Genomic DNA, 22,873 nt, shown 5'->3' with positions numbered 1-22,873 from the left:
CCGGCAAAGCAGTGTTCGAGAAGCACCACGAATGCGCCTTAGGCTATCGGACGGTTGCGAAAATGCGCGACAATGCCCGCATGACGTTCGCGTCCCGCTGCCACCAGCACCCCGTGCGCCACTTCCCGGCGGTTATAGAGGATGGGTTCTCCGGAGAGGTCGCTCATCCTACCATCCGCTTCCTGCACGATCAAATCGGCCGCCGCAAGATCCCAATCATGGCTGTTGCCGCCCGCAAATGCCGCATCCAGCGCGCCATCGGCGACCCGGCACAGCCGCAGCGCCAGCGAGCCGATCCGCCGGTGCAGCTTGATCTCGCCGCGTGACGGCTTCAGCCGCTCGACCAGCGGCTTCGGGCCGGCGACGCGGGCGAAGTCGAGTTCGGATCCGCCTGTCGCGCGCACCGGCTTGTCGTTGAGCGTCGTGCCCTTGCCGCGCACCGCGAAGAAGAATTCGTCGCTGGCCGGGGCGAATACGGCGGCGAGCACCGGCGAAGCGTCCGCCACCAGCGCCACGCTGACGCACCATTCGTCATGGCCGCCGAGATAATTGCGCGTGCCGTCGATGGGATCGACGATCCAGGTCAGCCGCCGCGACAGCCGCGCCGCATCGTCGGCGCTCTCCTCGGACAGCCAGCCATATTCGGGCGTTGCAGCACGCAGGCGCGATTCGAGCAGATCGTTGACGGCGATGTCGGCCTCCGACACCGGCGAGGACGCGCCCTTGGTCCACTTCCTCAGCTCGGTGCGGAACATCGACTGCGCCAGCGCGCCCGCCTCCCGCACCGTGTCCTTCAGCAGCGCCGCGTCGCGGGTCAGGAGGGTGTGGTCGAGGGAATGCGCGTCAGCGTCCGCCAAGCGTCAAACCCTCGATGCGCACCGTCGGCGCATTGATGCCGTAGCGGAATTCGAGATTGTTCGCAGGCTGCATCGACCTGAAGATCTCGAACAGATGGCCGGCGATCGTCACCTCGCTGACGGGATAGGTGATCTCGCCGTTCTCGATCCAGAAGCCGGAGGCGCCGCGGCTGTAATCGCCGGTAACGCCGTTGACGCCGGAGCCGATCAGGTCGGTGACGTAGAAGCCCTGCTTGATGTCGGCGATCAGCTCGGCCGGCGTTGCAGAGCCGGGCTCGAGATGCAGATTGTACGGCCCCGGCGAAGGCGAGGAGGACACGCCGCGATGGGCGTGACCGGTGGTGGTGAGGCCGAGCTCGCGCGCGGTGGCACAGTCGAGCAGCCAAGTCGTCAACACGCCGTCGTCGACCAGCGCGGTCCGCTTCACCGCGACGCCTTCGGCATCGAAGGTCTGCGAGCGCAGCCCGCGCTTGCGCAGGGGATCGTCGATGATGCGGATGTTCTTCGCAAACAGCTGCTGGCCGAGCTTGTCCTTCAGGAAGCTGGTCTTGCGCGCGATCGAGGCGCCGTTGATGGCGCCGACGAGATGGCCGACCAGCGAGCCGGCGACGCGCGGATCGAACACCACCGGGACCTTGCAGGTCTCGACCTTGCGCGGATTGTAGCGCGCCACGGTGCGCTCGCCGGCGGAGCGGCCGACGACCTCCGGCGACAGCAGATCGGCGCCATGCGGCGCCGAGGTGAAGTCGTAGTCGCGCTCCATGCCGGTGCCTTCGCCCGATATGGCGGTGGCGGAGATGCCCTGGCTGGAGCGCAGATAGGAGCCGTGGAAGCCGGTCGAGGTGACGAGCACCATGCCGCCGATGCCGGATGAGGCCGAGGCGCCGCCGGACTTGGTCACGCCCTTGACGCCGAGCGCGGCAGCTTCGGCCGCGAGCGCGCGGCGCTCGAGCTCGGTCGTCGTGGGCACGGCGGGATCGAGCAGGTCGAGATCGGGAAAGTCGCGCGCGAGCAGCGCGGGATCGGCAAGGCCGACATATTTGTCGTCGGGCGCGACGCGCGCCATCGCAACCGCACGCTCGGCGAGCTTGGTGACGGCATCGCCGCTGACGTCGTTGGTGGAGACCACCGCCTGACGCTGACCGACCAGCACGCGCAGACCGACATCGTCGCCCTCGGACCGCTCGGATTCCTCGACGCGTCCGTCGCGGACCTCGACGCCCTGCGAGACACCGCGCACCGCGACCGCGTCGGCCGCATCCGCGCCGGCGCGCTTGGCCGCCTCGACCAGCCGCTGCGCGAGATCGGAGAGCGCGGACTGATCGAACAGGTCGCGATTGGCGGAAGGCGAAAGCGTCGGGCTTGGTGAAGAGTTCACGAACGAAATCCTGTTGGGGCGGGGTTCGGGACCGGAACCCACAGATGTGCCCTGATAGCGCGGACTTCAAGCATTTTCAGCCCGCCAAAAGCTCAGATTCGCGACGTCGGCGCAACGTCTCGTCAATCATGCACGCCAAGGTCTTGTCAATCATGAGGAGCGAGTGACGGTGGGTTAACCAGCCTTTTTAAGCGGTTTCGGACCGCCCGGCGCTAAGGTCCTCGCATCGACCGGGAACATAATCCTGGCGGGGAGAACGAAGCCGTGAGGCGTCAAACAGCAACATGCGGGGCCCACCCCGCCGGGTCGAGCCGCTCCCTGCGGCTCGACCCTCTTTCCCTTCCGGTCCGCTTCGATGCGCATGATCCGCGCGCCGACGGACATGTCAGGCAGATCGAGCTTCATCGCGAGCGTGTCGTGCTGCGCCGTGCCGTGCGCGGCATGCAGATGGCGATCAACGTGCGCGTCGCCGACTTCACCGGCGTTGCGCTCCGCGGCAATGACGAGACGCAGACGCTCGTCCTCGTGCATCGCGATCCTTCGCTGTCCATCCCGCTACTGATCAGCGCGGACGCGGACGAGATCGCGCAGGCCTGGGCGATCTGGAGCGAGATCTTTGCGCTGCCGCAGCTCGACGAAGGCGCGCGCAAACCCGCACCGCGCCGCCGCCGCGCCAATGCGATCCGCGCCCGCCGTCCGAAATTCTTGATGCGCCGGCGCACCGCAATGGCGCGCGAGCTGCCGGTTCATCAGGGCGAGCGCGAGATCATCGCGAGGAATTAGGCGGCAATCACAGGTGTCGTAGGGTGGGTTAGCCCGAAGGGCGTAACCCACCTCTTTGCTTTCCGCGCAGATAGGAGTTGGTGGATTACGCTTCGTAATCCACCCTACGCATTTCGCGTCACGCCGCCCGCAGCACCGCGTCGGCGAGCAATCCCGCAAACAACAGCAAGCCGGCATCGCGGTTCGACTTGAACAGGCGCAGGCACAGCTCGGGATCGTTGATGCGCAGCCGCACGATCTGCCACACCAGATGCGCGGCGAAGGCGGCAAGCCCAAGCCAGGCCGGCCAGCGCGCATCGCCGGATGCCAGCGCGACGCCGATCAGCATCACCGCGAGCCCGTAGAACAGGACCAGCGCCTGGCGCGTATGCGCGCCGAACAGGCGCGCGGTCGACTTGATGCCGATCAACGCGTCGTCCTCAGTGTCCTGATGCGCGTAGATGGTGTCATAGCCGATCACCCAGGAGATCGCGCCGGCATAGAGCACGAGCGCGGTGGCGTCGATGCGGCCGAAGGTGACGGCAAACCCCATCAACGCGCCCCAGGAGAAGGCGAGCCCGAGCACGATCTGCGGCCACCAGGTGATGCGCTTCATGAAGGGATAGATCGCGACGATCAGGAGTGAGGCGATGCCCGTTGCAATCGCGAAGCGGTTGAACTGCAGCAGCACCGCAAGACCGACCAGCGCCTGCGCGACCATGAAGACCAGCGCCTGCCTGGTGGTCACCTGCCCCGACGGCAGCGGCCGCGAGCGCGTGCGCTCGACCTTGCCGTCGAGGTCGCGATCGGTGATGTCGTTCCAGGTGCAGCCGGCCCCGCGCATGACGAAAGCGCCGATGAAGAACAGCACGATGGTGAGCGGCAGGCCGCGAACGTCATGCGCCATGCCGGCGGCCAGCGCCGCCGACCACCAGCATGGCATCAGGAGAAGCCAGGAGCCGATCGGGCGATCGAAGCGGGACAGGCGCAGGTAAGGCCGCGCCCAATGCGGCGCGAGCGTATCGACCCAGTTGCCGGTGGAATCGGCAACGCGGGCGGATGTGCTGGTGCCCAGTTTTCGAAGTTCGTATTCCATCGCGGCGTATTCCGGTACGGACTTCGAAAACTACAAGGGCACGAGCAAGAAAACCAATTCATGCGCCGCTTATCGATTTGAAGTTCCTATGAGGATCTCGCGGCAAGCACCGTAGGAACTTCAAATCGGCGGCACGTGTATCATCGGGTCAGGACGTTGCCGTTGAGCGTATCGAAGGTGCTGCCGCCCTTCTTGCCGGCGTTAGCCTCGGGCGCGGAGCCAGAGCCCAGCACCTCGCTCAGCGACGGACCGGCCGGACCGCGCGGCTGGTTCTGCATCTGTTGCGCGACGTTGCAGACCTTCGTCGCCATGGCCTCGGTGTTCTTGTGACCTTCCTTCAGCTGCGCACCGATCTGGGGCGGGATTCCGCATTTGGCGGCATTGGTCTCGATGTACTTGATCATCTTGACTTCAGCCTGGCTGAAATTGCGGATCAGCTTGCAGGCCTCGTCCGGTTGCGCGCGACGATCGCTCGCGGCCTTGATCAGCTTGCCGCGCTTCTCGGCTTCCTCGCGCAGCGGAATGAATGCCTTCATGCAGTCCTCGCCGGGACCGGCCTGCGTCGGGGGAGCCGCGCTGAAGGCGCCGGCGCCACCGATCGGGGCAGCACCGTTCACGGGAAAGGACGATTGCGGCGCCGCACCGAGCGAAGCAGCGGGTGCCGAACCGTTAACCGGAGGAAATGGGGAATTGGCGGCAGGCTGGTTGGGCAGCGGCGCCGGGAACGCGCTTTGCGCAGACGCGCCCGCAGCACCCATGACCACCATGGCGGCAGTGATCGGAACCATCAAATGGCGGATCATCAAGACAGTCTCTCCGGCAGGAGCTTACGGGTTCAGGGCTTCCCAATTGAAGCGCGACCAGCATGTTCGCGTTTTTACGATTCCCGCCGGCGCTTAACAACCCGTGGAATAGGGCGAGAGCGCGGCGCTGGGACGCACCAGTTCGGCAATATTTACCCCCGAAATGGCGCCTTTCGGTTAAGAACGGCCGGTAATCGGATCCCAAGCGATGCCTTCCCACGATTTTCGCGCGCCCCGCCTGTTCGTCGATGCCACCCTGGCCCAGGACGCCAGGGTGCCGCTCGACCGCGACCAGAGCAACTATCTCGGCAATGTGCTGCGGCTGGCGGCCGGGGCCGAGGTCCTGGCCTTCAACGGCAGGGATGGCGAGTGGCAGGCCGCCATCGAGGGCCGCAAGCGGCCGGACGGCCTCGTGATCCTGCAGCAGACCCGGCCCCAGGACCATCTCGCCGACCTCACTTACGTCTTTGCCCCGCTCAAACATGCCCGGCTGGACTACATGGTGCAGAAGGCCATCGAGATGGGCGCCGCCGCCCTGCAGCCGGTGCTGACCCGGTTCACCCAGGCGTCCCGGGTGAACACCGAGCGGATGCGCGCCAATGTGGTCGAGGCGGCCGAGCAATGCGGCATCCTCAGCATCGCCAGCGTGGCCGAGCTGGTGCCGCTGGAGCGCTTCCTGAGCCAGCGGCCCGCCGACCGCCTGCTGATCTTCTGCGACGAGGCGGCGGAGGTCCAGAATCCCGTTCAGAGCCTGCAAGGCGCGCGCGAGGTCGGACGCGGTATCGACGTGCTGATCGGCCCCGAGGGCGGTTTTGCCGAGGAGGAGCGGGCGCTGTTGCTGCGCCAGCCCAAAATCCTGCGGCTGGCGCTCGGCCCCCGCATCATGCGGGCGGACACCGCCGCCGTCGCCGCCCTGGCGCTGGTGCAAGCGGTGCTGGGGGATTGGGGCGGCAAGGCCAGCTAGCTTCGTCAGCGGTGCAAACGCATGGCGTCGTCATGCCCGGGCTTGTCCCGGGCATCCACGTCCTTTGCGCCGGTGGGCAAGGCGTGGACGGCCGGGACAAGCCCGGCCATGACGAATTGCCCACCCGTTAAGCGATTGATCCTTTGGAGGTCGAAACCGCTGTCGGGCCATGCTAAGGGCTGCGCCAATTCGCCTCCCCTTGCCTGCCCGGTTCCGCCGGGACGATGGACCCGTGAGATGACCGCGACTGCCACCTCAAATGCTGCCGGCTCCGCCGCCTGGGCGGATACGCTGCTCTTGTCGTTCGCGCAGGCCGGCTATGTCAGGGCCGAGCCCGCCATCCTGCAGCCAGCCGAGCCGTTCCTGGACCTGTCCGGCGAGGACATCCGCAAGAGCCTCTACCTGACCACCGACCTCTCCGGCGAGGAGCTCTGCCTGCGCCCGGACCTGACCATTCCTGTCGCGCGCGACTATCTGGCCTCGGGGCGCGCCGGCCAGCCGGCGGGGTTCAGCTATCTCGGTCCGGTGTTCCGCTACCGTAGCGGCCAGGCCCGTGAATTCCTCCAGGCCGGCATCGAATCGTTCGCCCGTCAGGATCGCGCCGCGGCCGATGCCGAGATGCTGGCGCTGGGGCTGGAGGCGACGGCCGCCTTCGGCGTCCGCGACGTCGAGATCCGCACCGGCGATGTCGCCTTGTTCAATGCGCTGCTCGACGCCCTCAACCTCTATCCGGTCTGGCGCCGCCGTCTGGTCAAGGATTTCAACCGCAAGATCAGCCTGGAGCAGGATCTGGAGCGGCTGGCGGCCGCGACCACCGCGACGCGCAGCGAGTATGAGGGCGTGCTGGCGGCCCTTGCCGGCTCCGACCGCAAGGCGGCGCTCGCCTTCGTCACCGATCTGATGTCGATCGCCGGTACCACCAACGTCGGCGGCCGCACCACGGCCGAGATCGCCGACCGCTTCCTCGAGCAATCGACGCTGAAGGGCGGCGCGCTGCCGCGCGAGGCCATTGCCGTGCTCAAGCGCTTCCTGTCGATATCGGGCAATCCAGACGACGCCATCGCCGAGCTGCGCGCACTCACGACAGACGCGAAGCTCGATCTCGCATCTGCGATCGATCAGTTCGAGAGCCGGGTCGGCTTCATGGCCGCGCGCGGCATCAACGTGAGGCAGATTCGTTTCTCGACCGCGTTCGGGCGCGGGCTCGATTATTACACCGGCTTCGAGTTCGAGCTGCATCACAGCGGCAACGGCACCGAGCCGCTGGTCGCCGGCGGCCGCTACGACGGGCTGATGACCCAGCTCGGATCAGCTGAGCCGATTCCGGCGGTCGGCTTCTCGGTCTGGGTGGAGGCGCTGAACCGGATCGGCCGCAAGGTGGGAGCGTAAAATCATGAGCGCGCCATTCGTTCTGGCCGTTCCCTCCAAGGGCCGCCTGCAGGAGAACACTGAGGCCTTCTTTGCCCGTGCCGGCCTCAAACTGTCGAAGGCCGGCGGCGCCCGCGACTACCGCGGCACCATCGCAGGCCTCGACAATGTCGAGGTCGCCTATCTCTCGGCGAGCGAGATCGCCGCGCAATTGTCGCGCGGCTTCGCGCATCTCGGCGTCACCGGCGAAGACCTGGTGCGCGAGAACATCGCCGATGCCGACAAGCGCGTGTCGCTGATCGACGGGCTCGGCTTCGGCTATGCCGACGTCGTCGTCGCGGTGCCGCAGGCCTGGATCGACGTCCGCACCATGGCCGACCTTGACGACGTCACCACCGGCTTCCGCGAGCAGCATCACATGCGGATGCGGGTCGCGACCAAGTTCGTCAACCTCACCCGCGGCTTCTTCCAGGCTCACGGCATCAGCGATTACCGCATCGTCGAGAGCGCGGGCGCCACCGAAGGGGCGCCGGCGGCCGGCAGCGCCGAGCTGATCGTCGACATCACCACGACCGGCGCGACGCTTGCGGCCAACGGTCTGCGGGTGCTCGACGACGGCGTGATCCTGCGCAGCCAGGCCAATCTGGTGGCCGCCAAGGAGGCCGACTGGTCGCCGCAGGCGCGCGAGACGGCGCGTGTCATCCTCGATCACATCGCAGCGCGGGCGCGGGCCAACAAGTACCGCGAAGTCCGCACCCGCTTCCGGCAATGCGATGCCGCCCTGCTCGGGGAAGCCCACAGCCGGTTCGGCGTGGAGGCCCCGTTCGGCGGTCCGACCTCGTCAGGCATGCTGACCCTGCACTGCCCACCGGGGCAGCTCTACGCGCTGGCGAGCTTCCTGCGCGAGCATGGCGCCGAGACCGTCTCGGTGGTGTCGCTCGACTACGTGTTCGACCGCGAGAACCCGCTGTTCGCCAGGCTGGAGGCGTTCCTGCGGCGGTGAGCCCAAGGTTTGTTCAGCTTTGCGACAGCAAACGGCAGCTACCATATGCGGTTGAGAAGACCTAAACACCTCTGGAACCTTGATCGATGACGCTGGGCTCTGACGTATCCGGCATGACGACCACCGCAGCCAGCGCAGCCGCGAAGGGGCTGTCGATCGTCGTCCCCGTCTACAACGAGGCAGCTGGCCTTGCCGGCCTGCATCAGCGCATCTGCGAGCTCGCCAAGACCCTGCGGCAGCGCTATCGCCTGTCCTGCGAAGTCGTCTATGTCGACGACGGCAGCAAGGATGCGACGCTGGCGATCGCGCGGTCATTGCCGGCCGACGCCATCGACGTTCAGGTGGTGTCGCTGTCGCGCAATTTCGGCAAGGAGGCCGCGCTGATGGCGGGCCTGGACCATGCCCGCCTCGGCGCGGTGATGTTCATGGACGGCGACGGCCAGCATCCGCCGGCGCTGGTCGAACAGCTGGTGCGGCACTGGATCGATGACGGCTATGACGTCGTCTATACCGCCAAGGCGCATCGCGACAACGAGTCCTTCCTGCGCCGGGTCGCGGTGCACGGCTTCTACGCGCTGATCAATTGGGGCGCCCGTCAGAAGATTCCGGAGGACGCCGGCGATTTCCGCCTGCTGTCGCCGCGCGCGGTCGCGGCGCTGAGGCAGCTGCCGGAACGCAACCGCTTCTTCAAGGGCCTCGCCAGCTGGATCGGTTTCCGCCAGATCCGCGTCGACTACGAGCCCGCAGCGCGTGCCCATGGCGTCACCACCTTCAACGCCGCGAGCCTGCTTGGCCTGTCGATCGAGGGCCTGACGTCCTTTTCAGTGGCGCCCTTGCGCTTCGCCAGCCTGCTCGGCGTCATTCTCGCAGGAGGCGCCTTCCTGTTCGGCCTTTCGATCCTCTGGGAAGTGTTCACGACCGGCAAGCAGGTGCCCGGCTATCCCTCGCTCGTGATCGGACTGATGACGATCGGCGGCGTGCAGCTCATCATGATCGGCATCGTCGGCGAATATATCGGCAAGATCCTCTCCGAGCTGAAGGCGCGCCCGATCTACTTCGTCGCCGAGCACAGCGAGAAGCATTCCGAAGCTGATGATGCCGCGAGCAGGACGGCAGCCGAATGAGCGTGGCCGCGAGCCCGCGGCGGATCTGGCTCTGCGCCGACGATTACGGCATCAGCCCGGGCGTCAACCGCGCCATCCGCGACCTGATCGAACGCGGCCGCCTCAATGCGACCTCGGTGATGATGGTGGGGCCCGCGATCGCGCGCGGCGACGTCGAGGCGCTGCAGGCTTCGGCAAAGCAAAGCCCGCGCTGCGCGATCGGGCTGCATGTGACGCTGTCGGCGCCGTTCCGGCCGCTCACCATGCATTTCCGCCCCTTGGACGGCGACATGTTCTTCGCCTTTCCCAAGCTGCTGCGCGCCGGACTGATGCGCCGGCTCGACCGTGAATTCATCCGCAACGAGGTGAAGGCACAGCTGGCCGCCTTCATGGACGCGTTCGGACGCACCCCCGACTTCGTCGACGGTCACCAGCATGTGCAGCTCTTCCCGCAGGTGCGCGACGGTTTTGTCGATGCGGTCAGCGAAGTCGCGCCAAACGCCTGGGTGCGCCAAGGCGGCCGCGACCTGCCGCTGCGGCAGCGGCTGGCCTCCCCCAAGGCCATGGTGCTCGATATCCTCAGCGCGCAATTCCGCCGCCGCGCCGGCAGCGCCGGCCTCAGCTTCAACCCCGGCTTCGCCGGCGCCTATGATTTCACGCGCGCCGCCGATTTCGGCGCGCTGATGCGGCAATTCCTGGAAGGTCTCCCCGACGGCGGCCTCGTGATGTGCCATCCCGGCTTTGTCGATGATGTCCTTACCGGCCTCGATCCGATGACCGACGTGCGCGAGCGCGAGCACGCCTATCTCGCGGGCGATGCCTTCGCGCGCCTGCTGGCCGACAGCAACGTGACACTGCAGTGAACGGCGAAAAGCGGCCCAGAGGCAGCTTGTCGCATACCGAAATTTAATCCGGCCGGCACTGTTGGGGCCATAATGGAACCCTACATCTCCTCTCGCGCTTGGTTTGGCGCGAAGGAGACAGATCATGACGCCGCAGGAACGCCAGCTCGTCGACGACCTTTTTGACCGGCTTTCTAAGCTGGAGAATGCACAGCGCGATCCCGATGCGATCGCCGCGATCTCCGACGGGCTGCGCAAGGCGCCCGGCGCCATCTACGCGCTGGTGCAGACCACGCTGGTCCAGGACGAAGCGCTGAAGCGCGCCAATGCCCGCATCCAGGAGCTGGAAGCGGCCCACGCGCCCGAGCAGGCGCAGTCTGGCGGCTTCCTCGACACCATGCGCGACACATTGTTTGGCGGCGGCCCGTCCCGCGGCTCGGTGCCGAATGTGCCGCAGCGTGAGCAGCGTCCGGCTTGGAATACCGGACAGGCGATGCCGCAAGGCCAGCCGGGTTACGGCGCGCCGCCTTACGGACAGGCTTACGGCCAAGGTCCGGGTCAGGGCGCTCCGCCGATCGGCGGTGGCGGCGGCTCGTTCCTCGGCACGGCGGCGGCGGCCGCAGCCGGCGTCGTCGGCGGCTCGCTGCTGCTCTCCAGCATCCGCGGCATGATGGGCGGATCGCACCAGCAGGGTTTTGGCGACAGCAACGCGCTCGGCGACCGCAGCGCTGGTGGAAGTCCTTGGGGCGGCGGCGATCAGTCCGGCGGCTCGCTGGCGCGCGAGGCCGGCCTCGATGACATCGGCTCGAACCGGGAATCCCGCCAGGGCTTCTTCGACCAGGCGTCGAACGAGCGCGACAACTACGACCAGAACTACGGCAACGATCACGACGACAGCTTCGACACGGCCGACAACAGCGATTTCGGCGGCGACGACGACGGCGGCAGCGATTACGCGTAGGCCATTCGACCGACAGATGTGGAACGGCCGCCTCCGGGCGGCCGATTTCTGTTCAAGCAGAGCTCAACGCAGTTCTGCTCTGCCACCACACGCCATGATGCCATTCGATATAATATGACTAGTGCGTGCGTTGTCGGACAGCACCGTACAGAACGTCACGAGGCGCGCCTGACTTCACCATGCCGGGCGAAATCGTCCTCCGACACACGCCGCCGTAGACTCCCGGATTTCCAAATTTGGACATGGGTGTTCAATTGGAAGAACACACTGCTTATGCCACACATCGTGGCTGCCTCTCTTGGCTACAGTCGGGGGTTTTAAGAATGAGTTCACTTCAACAGCGCATCGCGACCCTGAGCGACGTCACGACCCATCTCATCACCGAATTGTACGAGTTGGAGGGACTGCACGAGCGCCTCAGGAAGGCAGAGCTGTCGGTGCGGCGGCTGAACCGCTCGGCTCGCGCACCGCATTCGGCTTCATCAGCTCGTCCTCGCCGCGCCGCTGTCCCTCGTCGCGGGTCGAGGCACCGTCAGCGGACGTAGGACTATTCAGGCGGACGTTTGGCGGCGGCAGCGTCCCTTCGACGCCGCGCATTTCGAGCCGACGCGGCACCCGGACTTGATCGCTCCATCGAGCGCATGACGCTTCACATCACCACGACCTTGGTGCCGACATTGACGCGGCCGTAGAGATCGATGACGTCCTCGTTGCGCATGCGGATGCAGCCGGAGGAGACGTTGGTGCCGATGGTCCAGGGCTCGTTGGAGCCGTGGATGCGATAGAGCGTCGATCCCAGATACATCGCACGGGCACCGAGCGGATTTTCCGGGCCGCCTTCCATGTGCCTGGGCAGATCGGGCCGGCGCGCGAGCATTTCCGCCGGCGGCGTCCAGTCCGGCCATTCGCGCTTGGCGGTGATCGATTTCACGCCGGACCAGGTGAAGCCGGGACGGCCGACGCCGATGCCGTAGCGCAATGCCCGGCCGTTGCCCTCGACGAGATAGAGGAACTTGTTCGGCGTATCGACCACGATCGTGCCGGGACTTTCCTTGCCGCTATAGTCAACGAGTTGTTTCTCGAATTTCGGATCGAACGGACGCTGCCGCGGATCGACCGCCTCCTGCTGCAGAGACGCGCCCTGCTGATATCCGCCTTGTTGATACCCACCTTGCATCTGCGGCTCGCCCATCGGCGGCAGGCGCCGCTGGTCGTAATAGCCCGGCTGCTGCTGATACACCGGCTGCTCCGGCGCGTAGGCCGGGCCGCGGCCGGGGCCATCGCCGAACAGGAATTCGATGAAGCCGCCGCCCATGTTGGAATGGGACGCCATGCGCACCGGCGCCGGCGGCACGCGCGGCTGGTACAGCACCGCGGGCGGATCGTTCGGCACGCTGTTGTCGAAGGCGCCCGCGTCGTTCGCGCCGGCCATGAAGGTGCAAGCGCTGCCGAGCAGCGCGACAGACATTTTCTTGAACATCGACGTACTCTGTACTGTTTCGTCTAGATCACATGCGTCGTGGAGAGCCGGTGGCTGATCCGCGCTCTTCGACGTGGTCAATAAAAAGCAAAAGCCGTTTTGTTTGGTAAACGGACAGCGCGTTTGGATTCACCACGTCGCGAGCGCGCCTGCAATTTGGCGATCAGCGTTTATTTTCGATGAACGCCGCGCGGTGATGGTTAATCGCTTCTTTGCGCCGCGTCGCGCGCGGCCGATCAGCAGTTCCTGCTGTGAACTTCGTGTTAAATCGCTTCTGCCTACAAAGACGCGTGAGTGAGGTGGGGGGAGTATCCTGATGGCTGTTCACCGCAAGCGTTTTCGCGTCGAAGATATCGTCGGTGGCGAGATGCCCATTGTAGACGTAACTGAAGAGGCACTCCCGATGCATAGCGAGATCATGGCCGAACTGCGCGCGATCCGCGCCCAGATGGCGAAGGGCATCGTCGCGGCCCCGCTGTCCGGCAGCGCTGCCATGGCGGCGATCGACGCCTCGACCGCGCACGAGCTTGCCGAAGCGCGCACCATGCTCGATACCTACCGGGCGCAGATCGAGCAGTGCGAGAAGCTGAAGGTCGAGCTCGACCTCATCCACGACGCCATCGACCGCACCAAGCGCGAGATCGCGACGCTGCACGGCAAGAGCTTCGACGGCGGCGAGATGGCCAAGGTCAACGGCGAGCTCGGCGCGGTGGTCGGCGGCACCGAGCAGGCGACCCAGCAGATCCTCGAAGCCGCGGAATCGATCGACCAGGCCGCCAGCGCGATGTCGAAGGTGGACTCGATCGATCAGCAGAAGCGCCTTGCCGACGACATCCAGGAACGCGTCATCTCGATCTTCGAAGCCTGCAACTTCCAGGACCTGACCGGCCAGCGCATCAGCAAGGTCATGGGCACGATGAAGTTCATCGAGCAGCACATCAACGCGATGATGGAGATCTGGGGCGGCGTCGACGCGATCAAGTCCCATGTGCCCGCGCAGGTCGACAACCGCAGCGAGGACGAGAAGCTCCTCAACGGCCCCAAGCTCGCCGGCGACGTCGGCCACGCCTCGCAGGACGACATCGACGCGCTGTTCGACTGAGCGGCGACGACATCGGAATAACAAAACGCCGGCCTTGGGCCGGCGTTTTTTGTTTTGGCCGGTGCAGATCGTGAACTCTTCTTCCCTTCTCCCCTTGTGGGAGAAGGTGGCGCGAAGCGCCGGATGAGGGCTCTCTCCACTCGCAAGACCGTTCGTGAGGAGATAGACCCCTCACCCGTCTCGCCGCTACGCGGCGAGCCACCCTCTCCCACAAGGGGAGAGGGTAAGAGACCGTCACGCCCTCGGCGCGCAGCGGACGTAGACCATGTTGCCGTAGCGCGTACCAGCATCCTTGTCGATGAAGCGGGTGATCATGACGCGACCGTCGAAGGAGACGATTTCGCGGTCCTGGTCGCCGGGGGTCGGGCCGGCCGGCCCGATGTAGTTCTTGCCGCTCGGCGAGCCCTTCAGCCGCAGCTCCTGCGGCGTCGCCTGGTCGGCGAGATGCATGATCACGCCACCGGAGGAACCGGCGGTGATCACGTAGGGGTTCCTGCATTGCTCACGCGCCATCTTCTCGGTGCGGGCGCGATCGGCCGGGTTCTGGAACGAGGCGAGGCCCCAGCGGCCGACGATCTCGTCGGCGCGGATGCTGGCGGGCATTTCCGGAGCGACGCCAGGTTCGGCTTCGGGCGGCGGCGGGGACGACGTGAGGGACGGCAGGTTGAAGCCGCCGCCGCAGGCGCCCAGCAGCAGCGCCAGACAAGAGGCGGCCGCCAGATTGGCAACCGTGCGCGCGTGAGCCGAACTGATCATGGCATTCCCCCGAACAAGACCATGGCCGCACCCCTCCCGCAGCCAAGCGCAAAACCGCTGCCGGAGCAATGACGTCGTTCTTTACGGCGAGGCCCCGAGCGAGTTTCCAATGCCACCATCCTATATCCGCCTCAACAATCGCTTAACCACCTTTGCTTGACAGGATCGCGGCCAAGCCATATTTCCGGACCCACTATTAGCACTCGGAAAGCCCGATTGCTAAGCGCGCCGTTCGATCCTCGACGAGAGGGGGACGGAAGCGCCGCCCCACCGACCCCACTACTTCCGAAGCGAGCCTCCAAAGGGAAACGTCATGGCTAAATCCAAATTTCGTCCGCTGCATGACCGTGTCGTGGTCAAACGTATCGACGCCGAGGAAAAGACCAAGGGCGGCATCATCATTCCGGACACGGCCAAGGAAAAGCCGTCCCAGGGCGAGATCGTCGCCGTCGGCCCCGGCGGCCGCGACGAGACCGGCAAGCTGATCCCGATCGACCTCAAGGTCGGCGACCGCGTGCTGTTCGGCAAGTGGTCGGGCACCGAGGTCAAGATCGACAACGAAGAGCTCCTGATCATGAAGGAGTCGGACATCATGGGCGTGCTGGCCTAAGGCCGTCCGCCTGAACAGCCGCTGAATGTCATGCCCGGATCCAGGCGATCCGGGCATCCATCGTTCCGCCGCACGGCACAAGACAACACACATCACATAACACGAGGGATTGCAGACCATGGCTGCCAAAGACGTCAAGTTTTCCGGAGACGCGCGCGATCGCATGCTGCGCGGCGTCGACGTTCTCGCCAACGCCGTCAAGGTGACGCTCGGCCCGAAGGGCCGCAACGTCGTCATCGAGAAGAGCTTCGGCGCCCCCCGCATCACCAAGGACGGCGTCACGGTCGCCAAGGAGATCGAGCTCGAGGACAAGTTCGAGAACATGGGCGCCCAGATGGTGCGTGAGGTCGCCTCCAAGACCAACGACCTCGCCGGCGACGGCACCACCACCGCGACCGTGCTGGCCCAGGCCATCGTGCGCGAAGGCGCCAAGGCGGTCGCCGCCGGCATGAACCCGATGGATCTCAAGCGCGGCATCGACACCGCGGTTGCCGCCGTCATCAAGGACATCGAGAAGCGCGCCAAGCCGGTCGCCGCCTCCTCCGAGGTCGCCCAGGTCGGCACCATCTCGGCCAACGGCGATGCCGCCATCGGCAAGATGATCGCCCAGGCGATGCAGAAGGTCGGCAACGAGGGCGTCATCACCGTCGAGGAGAACAAGTCGCTCGAGACCGAGGTTGATATCGTCGAGGGCATGAAGTTCGACCGCGGCTATCTCAGCCCCTACTTCGTCACCAATGCCGAGAAGATGACTGCCGAGCTCGAGGACGCCTACATCCTCCTGCACGAGAAGAAGCTCTCGGGCCTGCAGGCCATGCTGCCGGTGCTGGAAGCCGTGGTGCAGTCGGGCAAGCCGCTCGTCATCATCGCCGAGGACGTCGAGGGCGAGGCGCTGGCCACCCTGGTCGTCAACCGGCTCCGCGGCGGCCTCAAGGTCGCGGCCGTCAAGGCGCCGGGCTTCGGTGACCGCCGCAAGGCCATGCTGGAGGACATCGCGATCCTGACCGGCGGCCAGCTGATCTCCGAGGAGCTCGGCATCAAGCTCGAGAACGTCACGGTGAAGATGCTCGGCCGCGCCAAGAAGGTGGTGATCGACAAGGAGAACACCACGATCGTCAACGGCGCCGGCAAGAAGCCCGACATCGAGGCCCGCGTCGGCCAGATCAAGGCGCAGATCGAGGAGACCACCTCGGACTACGACCGCGAGAAGCTCCAGGAGCGCCTCGCCAAGCTCGCCGGCGGCGTCGCGGTGATCCGCGTCGGCGGCGCCACCGAGATCGAGGTCAAGGAGAAGAAGGACCGCGTCGAGGACGCGCTCAACGCCACCCGCGCCGCGGTTCAGGAAGGCATCGTCCCGGGCGGCGGCGTCGCGCTGCTCCGCGCCAAGAAGGCGGTCGGCCGTCTCACCAACGCCAATGACGACGTCCAGGCCGGCATCAACATCGTGCTGAAGGCGCTGGAAGCCCCGATCCGCCAGATCTCCGAGAACGCCGGCGTGGAAGGCTCGATCGTGGTCGGCAAGATCCTGGAGAACAAGTCCGAGACCTTCGGCTTCGACGCCCAGAACGAGGACTATGTCGACATGGTCGAGAAGGGCATCATCGATCCCGCCAAGGTGGTGCGCACCGCGCTGCAGGACGCCTCCTCCGTGGCCGGCCTCTTGGTGACTACCGAAGCCATGGTCGCCGAGATGCCGAAGAAGGAAGCTCCGCCCGCGATGCCCCCCGGCGGCGGCATGGGCGGCTTCTAAGCCTTCCGTTCCGTGACAGAGTTGCGAAGGCCGCCTCCGGGCGGCCTTCTTTTTTGCCGACCCTGCCCGTTTTGCTTTCCGATTCAACCAGCGGCCAAAACCCACTACGGTGGCGCGCCGATTCTGATTGTTTGGGCATGATCCTAGAGACCGCTTCACGCTTTCCGGATCATGGCCGTTGCGCGAGGATGTCATCGATGCGTGCGCTTCTGGTTTGCTCCACGGCCGTTCTGGCCCTGCTCGCCGTTCCGCCGCAGGCCTCCGCCCAGATGAAGCTGTCGCCGAAGGCGACCGCGCCGGGGGGAACCGAGACGCGCTATTTCACCGCGATGGACGGGCTGATGGACGGCAATGCCGACGTGATCCTGAAGGAGACGCGCCAGGGCAAGACGCTGACCGCGGCGGTGCTCGACGTCTGCTACCCCATCGCGAAGAACTCCGACCGCAAGGACCGCTTCGTCGTCAACCTCCAGGTCGCCGGCCAGACGCTGACCGGAACGACGCAGAGCATCAGTGAGAAGTCGCCGGTCAGCGTCAAGCTGACGCGCAAGCAGTCCGGCGACATGTTCGAATTCCGCGGCCAGATCGCGGTCGGCCAGGCGGTGACCGACGTGACCTCGCCGGACAATTCCGATCTCAGCGAAAAGGAATTCCTGGACAGTCAGGCCTCCGACGACGGCATCACGCCGCAGCCGAAGGATTTCACCGACGTCTCGCCGGAAGCGATCGCGGTCAAGGTCAAGCTGGATGCGGCGACCGACTTCCTGAAGAGCCTGAAGGGCCAGGAGGTCGAGGTGACGCTGGCGAGCCTCAATGTCGGCTGCGACGCGCTGCGCGCGGGCGAGCAGACCATCACCATGTCGGTCGATCCCGAGCGCGCCGGCGCGCTGCTGGCGAAGTTCAAGGCAATGCCGGGCGTCACCGCCGCAGGCTGGACCGCGGGCATGACCGAGATGGACCGCACCATCCGCTTCCCTGCGGCCGACTGGCGCGAGGGCGACAAGATCAACAAGGGCAAGCTTGCAACGGCGGTGGCGAGCGTGCTGAGCAGGACGCTCGCGGCAAAGCCGGTCACGCAAAACTTCAACCCGGCCACCGGCAGGCTCAAGCTGGTGTTCAAGCGGCCGAACCAGGACTTCCCGGCGCTCGAGCTCACCGACACGATCGAGGTCGCAGGCCTGGTCTCGCCCGACAAGCCGGGCACCACCGACAAGCTCATGCTCTGGATCGGCAGCCCGGCGACCACGACGGCCGACGAGGGCAGCGGTGCCAGGCTCAATCTGTCCGACGATGCGAGCCTCGACGAAGAAGGCGATCTGCCCGACGACAACGGCTCGATCGAGGCGCTCGTCAAGGAGCTGAAGGGGCAGCGCTGGGACGCCGACAAGTCGGTCTGGAAGTAGGCTTGACTTCCAGTACTCCGAGACAGCAGCGATGGAATCGATAGGCTGCGGCGTACTGGATTCCCCGCCTTCGCGGGGAATGACAGAGGCCTAATTCCCCGTCGTCCTGAAGCGCAGCGGCTTCGGGCCGATCAGCGTCAGCACGTCGCCCTGGCGCTTCCAGGTCTCGACGCTGCCGAGGGCTGCGACGAGCTCGTCGTCGGCCTGCGCTCTCGCCGGCGGACAGTTGCGGTTCTGGATCTGGCCGGGCACGAAGATCACGGTGTTGCCGGCGACCGAGAACTGGCCCTTGCCGCCCTTGCACCAGAGCTCCAGCACGACCTCGCCATTGTCGCCGATCTCGATGTTGGGAATCCGCTTCGAGCCTGCCTGCGGCAACGCCTCCAGCGTCATCTCGGTGCCGAACGGAAACCCCTCCTGAGCACGCGCGAGTGTGGACATCGCGAACATTGCAACCGCCGCACACACCAATCGCTGGAACGAAACCATGAGACCTCTCGACCGACCTGACTTGCCGCACCTTCTATGAGACGGCGGGGGCGTTGAGAAGGTTCGCGCATGGTCGATGCAGGCGCACCGGCATGGCGAAGCCCGGGGCGCCTTCGAAGACCACGCCGAACGAGAAAGCGATCGGCAGCCAGTTGCAGCCGCGGCGCGAAGTTCTCGCGCATCCGGCGGTTCCCGTCCGCTCACAAGGTCGCGAAATCCCGGAGCACCCTGCCCCGCACCGGCGGGCACCATGCTAGGGTTGCTGGCTGCGACAATCCAACGCAAATTGCAGAACTTGCGACTTTCGTCTAAGCGCGCCCATTTCCGCCATCGCCTCAGCTATTTGGCTCTGGGCATCGTGCACATCCCCTGAGGAGATCCAGCTCTGTGAACAACATCCGCGCCACGCTCGCGATCGTCTGGCGAATCGCCATCCCTTATTTCCGATCAGAGGACAAATGGGCCGGCCGCGGCCTGCTCGCCGCGGTGATCGTGATCGAACTGCTGCTGGTCGCCATCGATGTGCTCGTGAACCAATGGTACAGCCGCTTCTACAACTATCTCCAGGAGCGCGACTGGAACGGCTTCGTCTGGGAGCTGGGCGTCTTCACATTGCTCGCGAGCGCCAGCGTCGCGCTTTCCGTCTACCAGCTCTATCTCAATCAGTGGCTCCAGATTCGCTGGCGGCAATGGCTGACGCGTCACTATCTGGCCGAATGGCTGAATAGCGCGACCCACTATCGGATGCAGCTCAAGGGCGATGCGGCCGACAACCCGGACCAACGCATCACCGACGACGTCAGGAGTTTCGTCGAGCAGACTCTCAATATCGGCATCGGGCTGCTCTCCTCGATCGTCACGCTGCTCTCGTTCGTGGTCATTCTGTGGGGGCTGTCGAACGCGGCACCGCTGCATATCTCGGGCCTCGACTTTCCCATCCCCGGCTATTTGGTGTGGGCGGCGCTCGTCTACGCGATCTTCGGCACCGCGCTCACGCACTGGATCGGTTCGCCTCTGGTCAATCTCAATTTCGAGCAGCAGCGCTACGAGGCCGACTTCCGCTTCAACCTCGTCCGCGTGCGCGAGAACTCCGAACAGATCGCACTGCTCAAGGGCGAAGGCGCCGAACGCGAACGACTGCTGCACCGCTACGGCTATGTCGTCGGCAATTGGTACGCGATCATGAGCCGGACCAAGCGTCTGACTGCTTTCACGGCGAGCTATTCCCAAGCCGCCGTGATCTTCCCCTTCATCCTCACCGCGCCTGCCTATTTTGCCGGTAAGATTCAACTTGGAGGGATGGTGCAGACCGGCTCCGCCTTCGGCAGCGTGCAGAAGGCCCTGTCCTTCTTCGTGAGCGCCTACCGATCCCTGGCCGAATGGCGTGCGGTGGTTGCCCGTCTCGATGGCTTCGAGATGTCGGTCGCCTCGGCGGTCAATCTGCCGGCACATGAGCCTGCCATCGCGCTGGAGGTCGCCGGCCGCCATATCGACCTCGAGCAGCTCTGCGTGAACCTGCCCAACGGCACGCCGCTGGTGGCCGCCAAGGCCTTCACCATTCAGGCCTCGGAGCGCGTGCTGGTGACCGGACCGTCCGGCTCCGGCAAGTCCACGCTGTTCCGGGCCATCGCCGGCATCTGGCCGTTCGGCACCGGCACGGTTGTGGTCCCGGAAAAGGCAAAGCTGATGATGCTGCCGCAGCGGCCCTATTTCTCGGTCGGTGTGTTGCGCGATGCCGTGGTCTATCCGGCAGCGCCGGGCGCGTTCGACGCCGCGCAGGTCCGCGAGGCCCTGATCGCGGTCGGGCTGCCCGATCTCGCCGAGAGGCTGGACGAGGACGGCCACTGGAACAGGATGCTCTCGCTCGGCGAGCAGCAGCGTCTCGGGCTTGCGCGCGCGCTGCTGCATGCGCCCGACTATCTGTTCCTGGACGAAGCCACCGCCTCGCTCGACGAGCCGTCGGAAGCCCGGCTCTACCGGCTGCTGGCGGAGAGACTGCCGCAGGCCACCATCGTCTCGATCGGCCACCGCTCGACGCTCGATGCCTTCCACACCCGCAAGGTGGCGCTGGTGAAGGACGGTGCGATCCACGTCGTCGGCGGCGAGCGGACTGCGGCGGAGCCGAGCGCCGCGCGCTGAGGCGAGCGCTGGGTAGCCGCTGATCATCAAGTTCGAGTCGTCACTCCATACACGCGTCATGTCCGGCCATGACGGCGTGGAGAAAAGCAAAAGGGCGGCAGGTTGCCCTACCGCCCTTTTGAAGTCGTTTCGGGAAGAAGCTTACTTCAGATTGCTCATCGCCGTCAGGTCGAACGAGAGCTTGGCCACGCCGGCCGCGCTGCACCAGTTGGAGCCGAAACCGCCCGGGTTGATGGGGGTGAAGCTTCCGGTGAACTTCGCGGTGTGATCGCTGGTCAAGGCGTTGCAGTCGCCCTTGTTCAGGTCGGTGTCGTGATAGCGCAGATCGAGCGTGAACACCTTGTAGGTGAAGCCGACGCCGACGTTCCAGGTGTTGTAGCTCGGCTCCTTGATGCCGTTCGCATAAACCGGATCGCCCGCGATGCCGTAGAAGATGTCGGAAGTGCCGAACCACTGCCGGCCGAACTCACCCGACACATACATGCCGACGCCGCTGGCACCGAAGATCGTGCTCGGGGCGGTCCACTTGGCGGTGATCGAGGCGTAATTGCCCCAGGCGCCGAGATTCAGGAAGTTCGGCGAGTAATACTCGTTGAAGCCGACCGTCCACTGGTCGTTGATGACGACGTTCAGCTTGGCATAGGCTTCGAAGAAGCTGGCGTCCTTCTTGGCGAAGTTGCCGTTGATCGGAAGGCCGATTGCGCCCTGCGAGTAATCGATGTCGCCGCCACAATTGCCCTGAGCCAATGTGTACTGCGAGCCGAAGCATTGTCCGCCCGGATAGAGGTAGCCCCAGAGACCGAAGTCGAAGGCGAACATGCCGAAGGTCGGGCGGATACCGCCGTAGAAGTCGACTTCCGCCGCAGCGCGGTTCGGGAAGGAGATGCTCGAGGCGGACGTACCGACGTAGAGCTGCAAGTCCTTGGTGACGTTGTAGCGAGGCTCGAAATAGGCCGTGACGGCCGGCTTATGGTTCGACTGGGTGATGCCGCGGAAGACGTAATCGCTCATGATGCCGCCGCCGAAGGCGATATCCCAAGGATCGAACGCCGGGGGCGGCGGGGCTTTCAATGCCTTCACGCGCAGATCTGCCGCGAACGCCGAACCCGTCGTCACCATTGCCAGCGCCGTTGCCAACAAAGCCACTTTTTTCATTTCGATCCCCATCTACCCGTTCTTACTTAGCAGTCGCCCCCGGAAGCCCCCCGGGGCATGCGGCCTACCTGCAAAATTGCGTCACTGCGGCAATTTGGATCGATGGACAGGAACCGTGAAGCAAAAAGCACGGGCATCTGCCGACTTTTTAGGCGTTTTGACGAATTCACGAAAGGTTGTCAGGCTGTGTGGCTTCTCGATCACATTATTTGCATTCCAAGGTGCAGTGCAGACCCGTGTAAACCCGGGGATCGCCAAGCGGCGTGACACCTTCGCTACGAATCAGGGTGGGCCCGGAGCGCCAGGCGCCAGGGGCGGCTTCCGCGATGCAAAAAGGCCGCAGCACCGGGGTGCCGCGGCCTTCTCGTTACAATCCCAAGTAACAATCCCGAGTAACAGTCGCGAGTGACAGTCCGAAGGCGATGAGCCTTCCTACCCCTGCCCCTCGGCCGGCGCCGCTTCCGCAGAAGACGAAGGCATCGCCCAGCTTGTCTCGGCGGGCGCGGGGGTCTCCGCCGGTGCCGACGGCTTCGGAGCAGGCGCTGCCTTCGCCTTCTTCGGTGCCGCCTTCTTCGCGGCCTTCTTCGGAGCAGCCTTCTTGGCCGCCGACTTCTTTGCGGTCGTCTTGGCAGCCTTCTTCGGGGCGGCCTTCTTGGCAGATTTCTTGGCAGACTTCTTGGCGGTCTTCTTGGCCGCCTTCTTCTTCGTCGCCTTCTTCGCGGATTTCTTCGCCGCTACGGCCTTCTTGGCCTTTTTGGCCTTCTTGCTTTTCTTCTTCTTCGCTTTCGCCATCGTGGTCCTCCTGTTGCCGCCGAACAATGCTTGATCGGGCGTCTTCAGTCGTCACCTCGG

Annotated in this window: 22 protein-coding genes; 12 read left to right on the top strand and 10 right to left on the bottom strand. The window is 65.3% G+C overall.

All coding sequences use genetic code 11. The features are described from left to right. Nucleotides 1-38 precede the first annotated feature (38 nt). On the bottom strand, nt 39-857 hold the full coding sequence (locus I6F09_RS28380; RefSeq protein ID WP_225189566.1) for a 3'(2'),5'-bisphosphate nucleotidase CysQ: 819 nt from the start codon (nt 855-857) through the stop codon (nt 39-41). After that, a complete protein-coding gene (locus tag I6F09_RS28375; protein WP_036027073.1) occupies nt 844-2,235 on the bottom strand; it encodes a TldD/PmbA family protein in 1,392 nt (463 codons plus the stop codon). Before I6F09_RS28375 ends, I6F09_RS28380 begins: the two co-directional genes overlap by 14 nt. Nucleotides 2,236-2,499: 264 nt before the next feature. Between I6F09_RS28375 and I6F09_RS28370 the strand changes: the two genes are divergently transcribed. After that, nucleotides 2,500-3,018: a DUF6101 family protein gene (locus tag I6F09_RS28370; RefSeq protein WP_225113345.1), complete on the top strand. Its 519-nt coding sequence runs from the start codon at nt 2,500-2,502 to the stop codon at nt 3,016-3,018. 118 nt (nt 3,019-3,136) lie between these two features. On the opposite strand, the gene ubiA is transcribed toward I6F09_RS28370, so the two are convergent. Both ubiA and I6F09_RS28360 read right to left on the bottom strand, forming a co-directional pair. Continuing rightward, complete coding sequence (ubiA, locus tag I6F09_RS28365; RefSeq protein WP_225189565.1) at nt 3,137-4,093, bottom strand: 4-hydroxybenzoate octaprenyltransferase; 957 nt, start codon at nt 4,091-4,093, stop codon at nt 3,137-3,139. 140 nt (nt 4,094-4,233) lie between these two features. Beyond that, nucleotides 4,234-4,896 (bottom strand): hypothetical protein, encoded by a 663-nt coding sequence (locus I6F09_RS28360; protein ID WP_036027070.1) that lies wholly within the window; start codon nt 4,894-4,896, stop codon nt 4,234-4,236. A gap of 208 nt (nt 4,897-5,104) precedes the next feature. Here I6F09_RS28360 and I6F09_RS28355 point away from each other — a divergent pair, with 208 nt between their 5' ends. The 6 genes from I6F09_RS28355 to I6F09_RS28330 all read left to right on the top strand — a co-directional run bounded on the left by I6F09_RS28355 (nt 5,105) and on the right by I6F09_RS28330 (nt 11,137). Then, nucleotides 5,105-5,860: a 16S rRNA (uracil(1498)-N(3))-methyltransferase gene (locus I6F09_RS28355; RefSeq protein WP_225189564.1), complete on the top strand. Its 756-nt coding sequence runs from the start codon at nt 5,105-5,107 to the stop codon at nt 5,858-5,860. A 237-nt stretch (nt 5,861-6,097) separates the two neighbouring features. Next, nucleotides 6,098-7,249, top strand: a complete 1,152-nt coding sequence (locus I6F09_RS28350) for an ATP phosphoribosyltransferase regulatory subunit (protein ID WP_109145350.1) — start codon at nt 6,098-6,100, stop codon at nt 7,247-7,249. A 4-nt stretch (nt 7,250-7,253) separates the two neighbouring features. Beyond that, nucleotides 7,254-8,231 (top strand): ATP phosphoribosyltransferase, encoded by a 978-nt coding sequence (hisG, locus tag I6F09_RS28345; RefSeq protein WP_036014272.1) that lies wholly within the window; start codon nt 7,254-7,256, stop codon nt 8,229-8,231. A gap of 86 nt (nt 8,232-8,317) precedes the next feature. Beyond that, the gene (locus tag I6F09_RS28340) at nt 8,318-9,355 is read left to right on the top strand and encodes a glycosyltransferase family 2 protein (protein ID WP_057027634.1); all 1,038 of its coding nucleotides are present in this window, start codon (nt 8,318-8,320) and stop codon (nt 9,353-9,355) included. Further along, complete coding sequence (locus tag I6F09_RS28335; protein WP_225189563.1) at nt 9,352-10,197, top strand: ChbG/HpnK family deacetylase; 846 nt, start codon at nt 9,352-9,354, stop codon at nt 10,195-10,197. Before I6F09_RS28340 ends, I6F09_RS28335 begins: the two co-directional genes overlap by 4 nt. A gap of 124 nt (nt 10,198-10,321) precedes the next feature. Further along, nucleotides 10,322-11,137: a DUF2076 domain-containing protein gene (locus I6F09_RS28330; protein WP_036014279.1), complete on the top strand. Its 816-nt coding sequence runs from the start codon at nt 10,322-10,324 to the stop codon at nt 11,135-11,137. Between the two features lie 417 nt (nt 11,138-11,554). On the opposite strand, the gene I6F09_RS28325 is transcribed toward I6F09_RS28330, so the two are convergent. Then, nucleotides 11,555-11,752 (bottom strand): hypothetical protein, encoded by a 198-nt coding sequence (locus I6F09_RS28325; protein ID WP_146207773.1) that lies wholly within the window; start codon nt 11,750-11,752, stop codon nt 11,555-11,557. Between the two features lie 34 nt (nt 11,753-11,786). After that, complete coding sequence (locus tag I6F09_RS28320; protein WP_225189562.1) at nt 11,787-12,617, bottom strand: L,D-transpeptidase; 831 nt, start codon at nt 12,615-12,617, stop codon at nt 11,787-11,789. A gap of 316 nt (nt 12,618-12,933) precedes the next feature. Between I6F09_RS28320 and I6F09_RS28315 the strand changes: the two genes are divergently transcribed. Continuing rightward, a complete protein-coding gene (locus tag I6F09_RS28315; RefSeq protein ID WP_036014285.1) occupies nt 12,934-13,719 on the top strand; it encodes a protein phosphatase CheZ in 786 nt (261 codons plus the stop codon). 234 nt (nt 13,720-13,953) lie between these two features. On the opposite strand, the gene I6F09_RS28310 is transcribed toward I6F09_RS28315, so the two are convergent. Further along, nucleotides 13,954-14,475, bottom strand: a complete 522-nt coding sequence (locus tag I6F09_RS28310) for a hypothetical protein (protein WP_036014287.1) — start codon at nt 14,473-14,475, stop codon at nt 13,954-13,956. Between the two features lie 313 nt (nt 14,476-14,788). Between I6F09_RS28310 and I6F09_RS28305 the strand changes: the two genes are divergently transcribed. From I6F09_RS28305 to I6F09_RS28295, 3 genes are all read left to right on the top strand, one after another. After that, nucleotides 14,789-15,085 (top strand): co-chaperone GroES, encoded by a 297-nt coding sequence (locus I6F09_RS28305; RefSeq protein WP_008544107.1) that lies wholly within the window; start codon nt 14,789-14,791, stop codon nt 15,083-15,085. Nucleotides 15,086-15,203: 118 nt separating this feature from the next. After that, nucleotides 15,204-16,835, top strand: a complete 1,632-nt coding sequence (groL, locus tag I6F09_RS28300; protein ID WP_036014289.1) for a chaperonin GroEL — start codon at nt 15,204-15,206, stop codon at nt 16,833-16,835. 197 nt (nt 16,836-17,032) lie between these two features. Beyond that, nucleotides 17,033-18,238, top strand: coding sequence for a hypothetical protein (locus I6F09_RS28295; protein ID WP_109145354.1), 1,206 nt, complete (start codon nt 17,033-17,035; stop codon nt 18,236-18,238). Nucleotides 18,239-18,328: 90 nt separating this feature from the next. Here I6F09_RS28295 and I6F09_RS28290 read toward each other — a convergent pair whose 3' ends face one another. Then, the gene (locus I6F09_RS28290) at nt 18,329-18,727 is read right to left on the bottom strand and encodes an META domain-containing protein (protein ID WP_036014293.1); all 399 of its coding nucleotides are present in this window, start codon (nt 18,725-18,727) and stop codon (nt 18,329-18,331) included. A gap of 387 nt (nt 18,728-19,114) precedes the next feature. On the opposite strand from I6F09_RS28290, the gene I6F09_RS28285 reads away from it, so the two are divergent. Next, on the top strand, nt 19,115-20,866 hold the full coding sequence (locus tag I6F09_RS28285) for an ABC transporter ATP-binding protein/permease (RefSeq protein ID WP_225140499.1): 1,752 nt from the start codon (nt 19,115-19,117) through the stop codon (nt 20,864-20,866). Between the two features lie 141 nt (nt 20,867-21,007). Here I6F09_RS28285 and I6F09_RS28280 read toward each other — a convergent pair whose 3' ends face one another. Together I6F09_RS28280 and I6F09_RS28275 are read right to left on the bottom strand one after the other, a co-directional pair. After that, a complete protein-coding gene (locus tag I6F09_RS28280; RefSeq protein WP_036027050.1) occupies nt 21,008-22,021 on the bottom strand; it encodes a TorF family putative porin in 1,014 nt (337 codons plus the stop codon). A gap of 432 nt (nt 22,022-22,453) precedes the next feature. Beyond that, complete coding sequence (locus I6F09_RS28275) at nt 22,454-22,813, bottom strand: hypothetical protein (protein ID WP_036039910.1); 360 nt, start codon at nt 22,811-22,813, stop codon at nt 22,454-22,456. Nucleotides 22,814-22,873: the final 60 nt, after the last annotated feature.

Source organism: Bradyrhizobium sp. IC3195 (assembly GCF_020193585.1).
Lineage (GTDB): Bacteria > Pseudomonadota > Alphaproteobacteria > Rhizobiales > Xanthobacteraceae > Bradyrhizobium > Bradyrhizobium yuanmingense.
Note: the sequence above shows the minus strand (reverse complement) of the source record. Positions and strands in the feature narration are given on the sequence as shown.

Coding starts and splice junctions, on each gene's coding strand:
- ubiA (WP_225189565.1), bottom strand. CDS start 4,093: ATGGAATACGAACTTCGAAAACTGGGCACCAGCACATCCGCCCGCGTT.
- I6F09_RS28360 (WP_036027070.1), bottom strand. CDS start 4,896: ATGATCCGCCATTTGATGGTTCCGATCACTGCCGCCATGGTGGTCATG.
- I6F09_RS28355 (WP_225189564.1), top strand. CDS start 5,105: ATGCCTTCCCACGATTTTCGCGCGCCCCGCCTGTTCGTCGATGCCACC.
- I6F09_RS28350 (WP_109145350.1), top strand. CDS start 6,098: ATGACCGCGACTGCCACCTCAAATGCTGCCGGCTCCGCCGCCTGGGCG.
- hisG (WP_036014272.1), top strand. CDS start 7,254: ATGAGCGCGCCATTCGTTCTGGCCGTTCCCTCCAAGGGCCGCCTGCAG.
- I6F09_RS28340 (WP_057027634.1), top strand. CDS start 8,318: ATGACGCTGGGCTCTGACGTATCCGGCATGACGACCACCGCAGCCAGC.
- I6F09_RS28335 (WP_225189563.1), top strand. CDS start 9,352: ATGAGCGTGGCCGCGAGCCCGCGGCGGATCTGGCTCTGCGCCGACGAT.
- I6F09_RS28330 (WP_036014279.1), top strand. CDS start 10,322: ATGACGCCGCAGGAACGCCAGCTCGTCGACGACCTTTTTGACCGGCTT.
- I6F09_RS28320 (WP_225189562.1), bottom strand. CDS start 12,617: ATGTTCAAGAAAATGTCTGTCGCGCTGCTCGGCAGCGCTTGCACCTTC.
- I6F09_RS28315 (WP_036014285.1), top strand. CDS start 12,934: ATGGCTGTTCACCGCAAGCGTTTTCGCGTCGAAGATATCGTCGGTGGC.
- I6F09_RS28310 (WP_036014287.1), bottom strand. CDS start 14,475: ATGATCAGTTCGGCTCACGCGCGCACGGTTGCCAATCTGGCGGCCGCC.
- I6F09_RS28305 (WP_008544107.1), top strand. CDS start 14,789: ATGGCTAAATCCAAATTTCGTCCGCTGCATGACCGTGTCGTGGTCAAA.
- groL (WP_036014289.1), top strand. CDS start 15,204: ATGGCTGCCAAAGACGTCAAGTTTTCCGGAGACGCGCGCGATCGCATG.
- I6F09_RS28295 (WP_109145354.1), top strand. CDS start 17,033: ATGCGTGCGCTTCTGGTTTGCTCCACGGCCGTTCTGGCCCTGCTCGCC.
- I6F09_RS28290 (WP_036014293.1), bottom strand. CDS start 18,727: ATGGTTTCGTTCCAGCGATTGGTGTGTGCGGCGGTTGCAATGTTCGCG.
- I6F09_RS28280 (WP_036027050.1), bottom strand. CDS start 22,021: ATGAAAAAAGTGGCTTTGTTGGCAACGGCGCTGGCAATGGTGACGACG.
- I6F09_RS28275 (WP_036039910.1), bottom strand. CDS start 22,813: ATGGCGAAAGCGAAGAAGAAGAAAAGCAAGAAGGCCAAAAAGGCCAAG.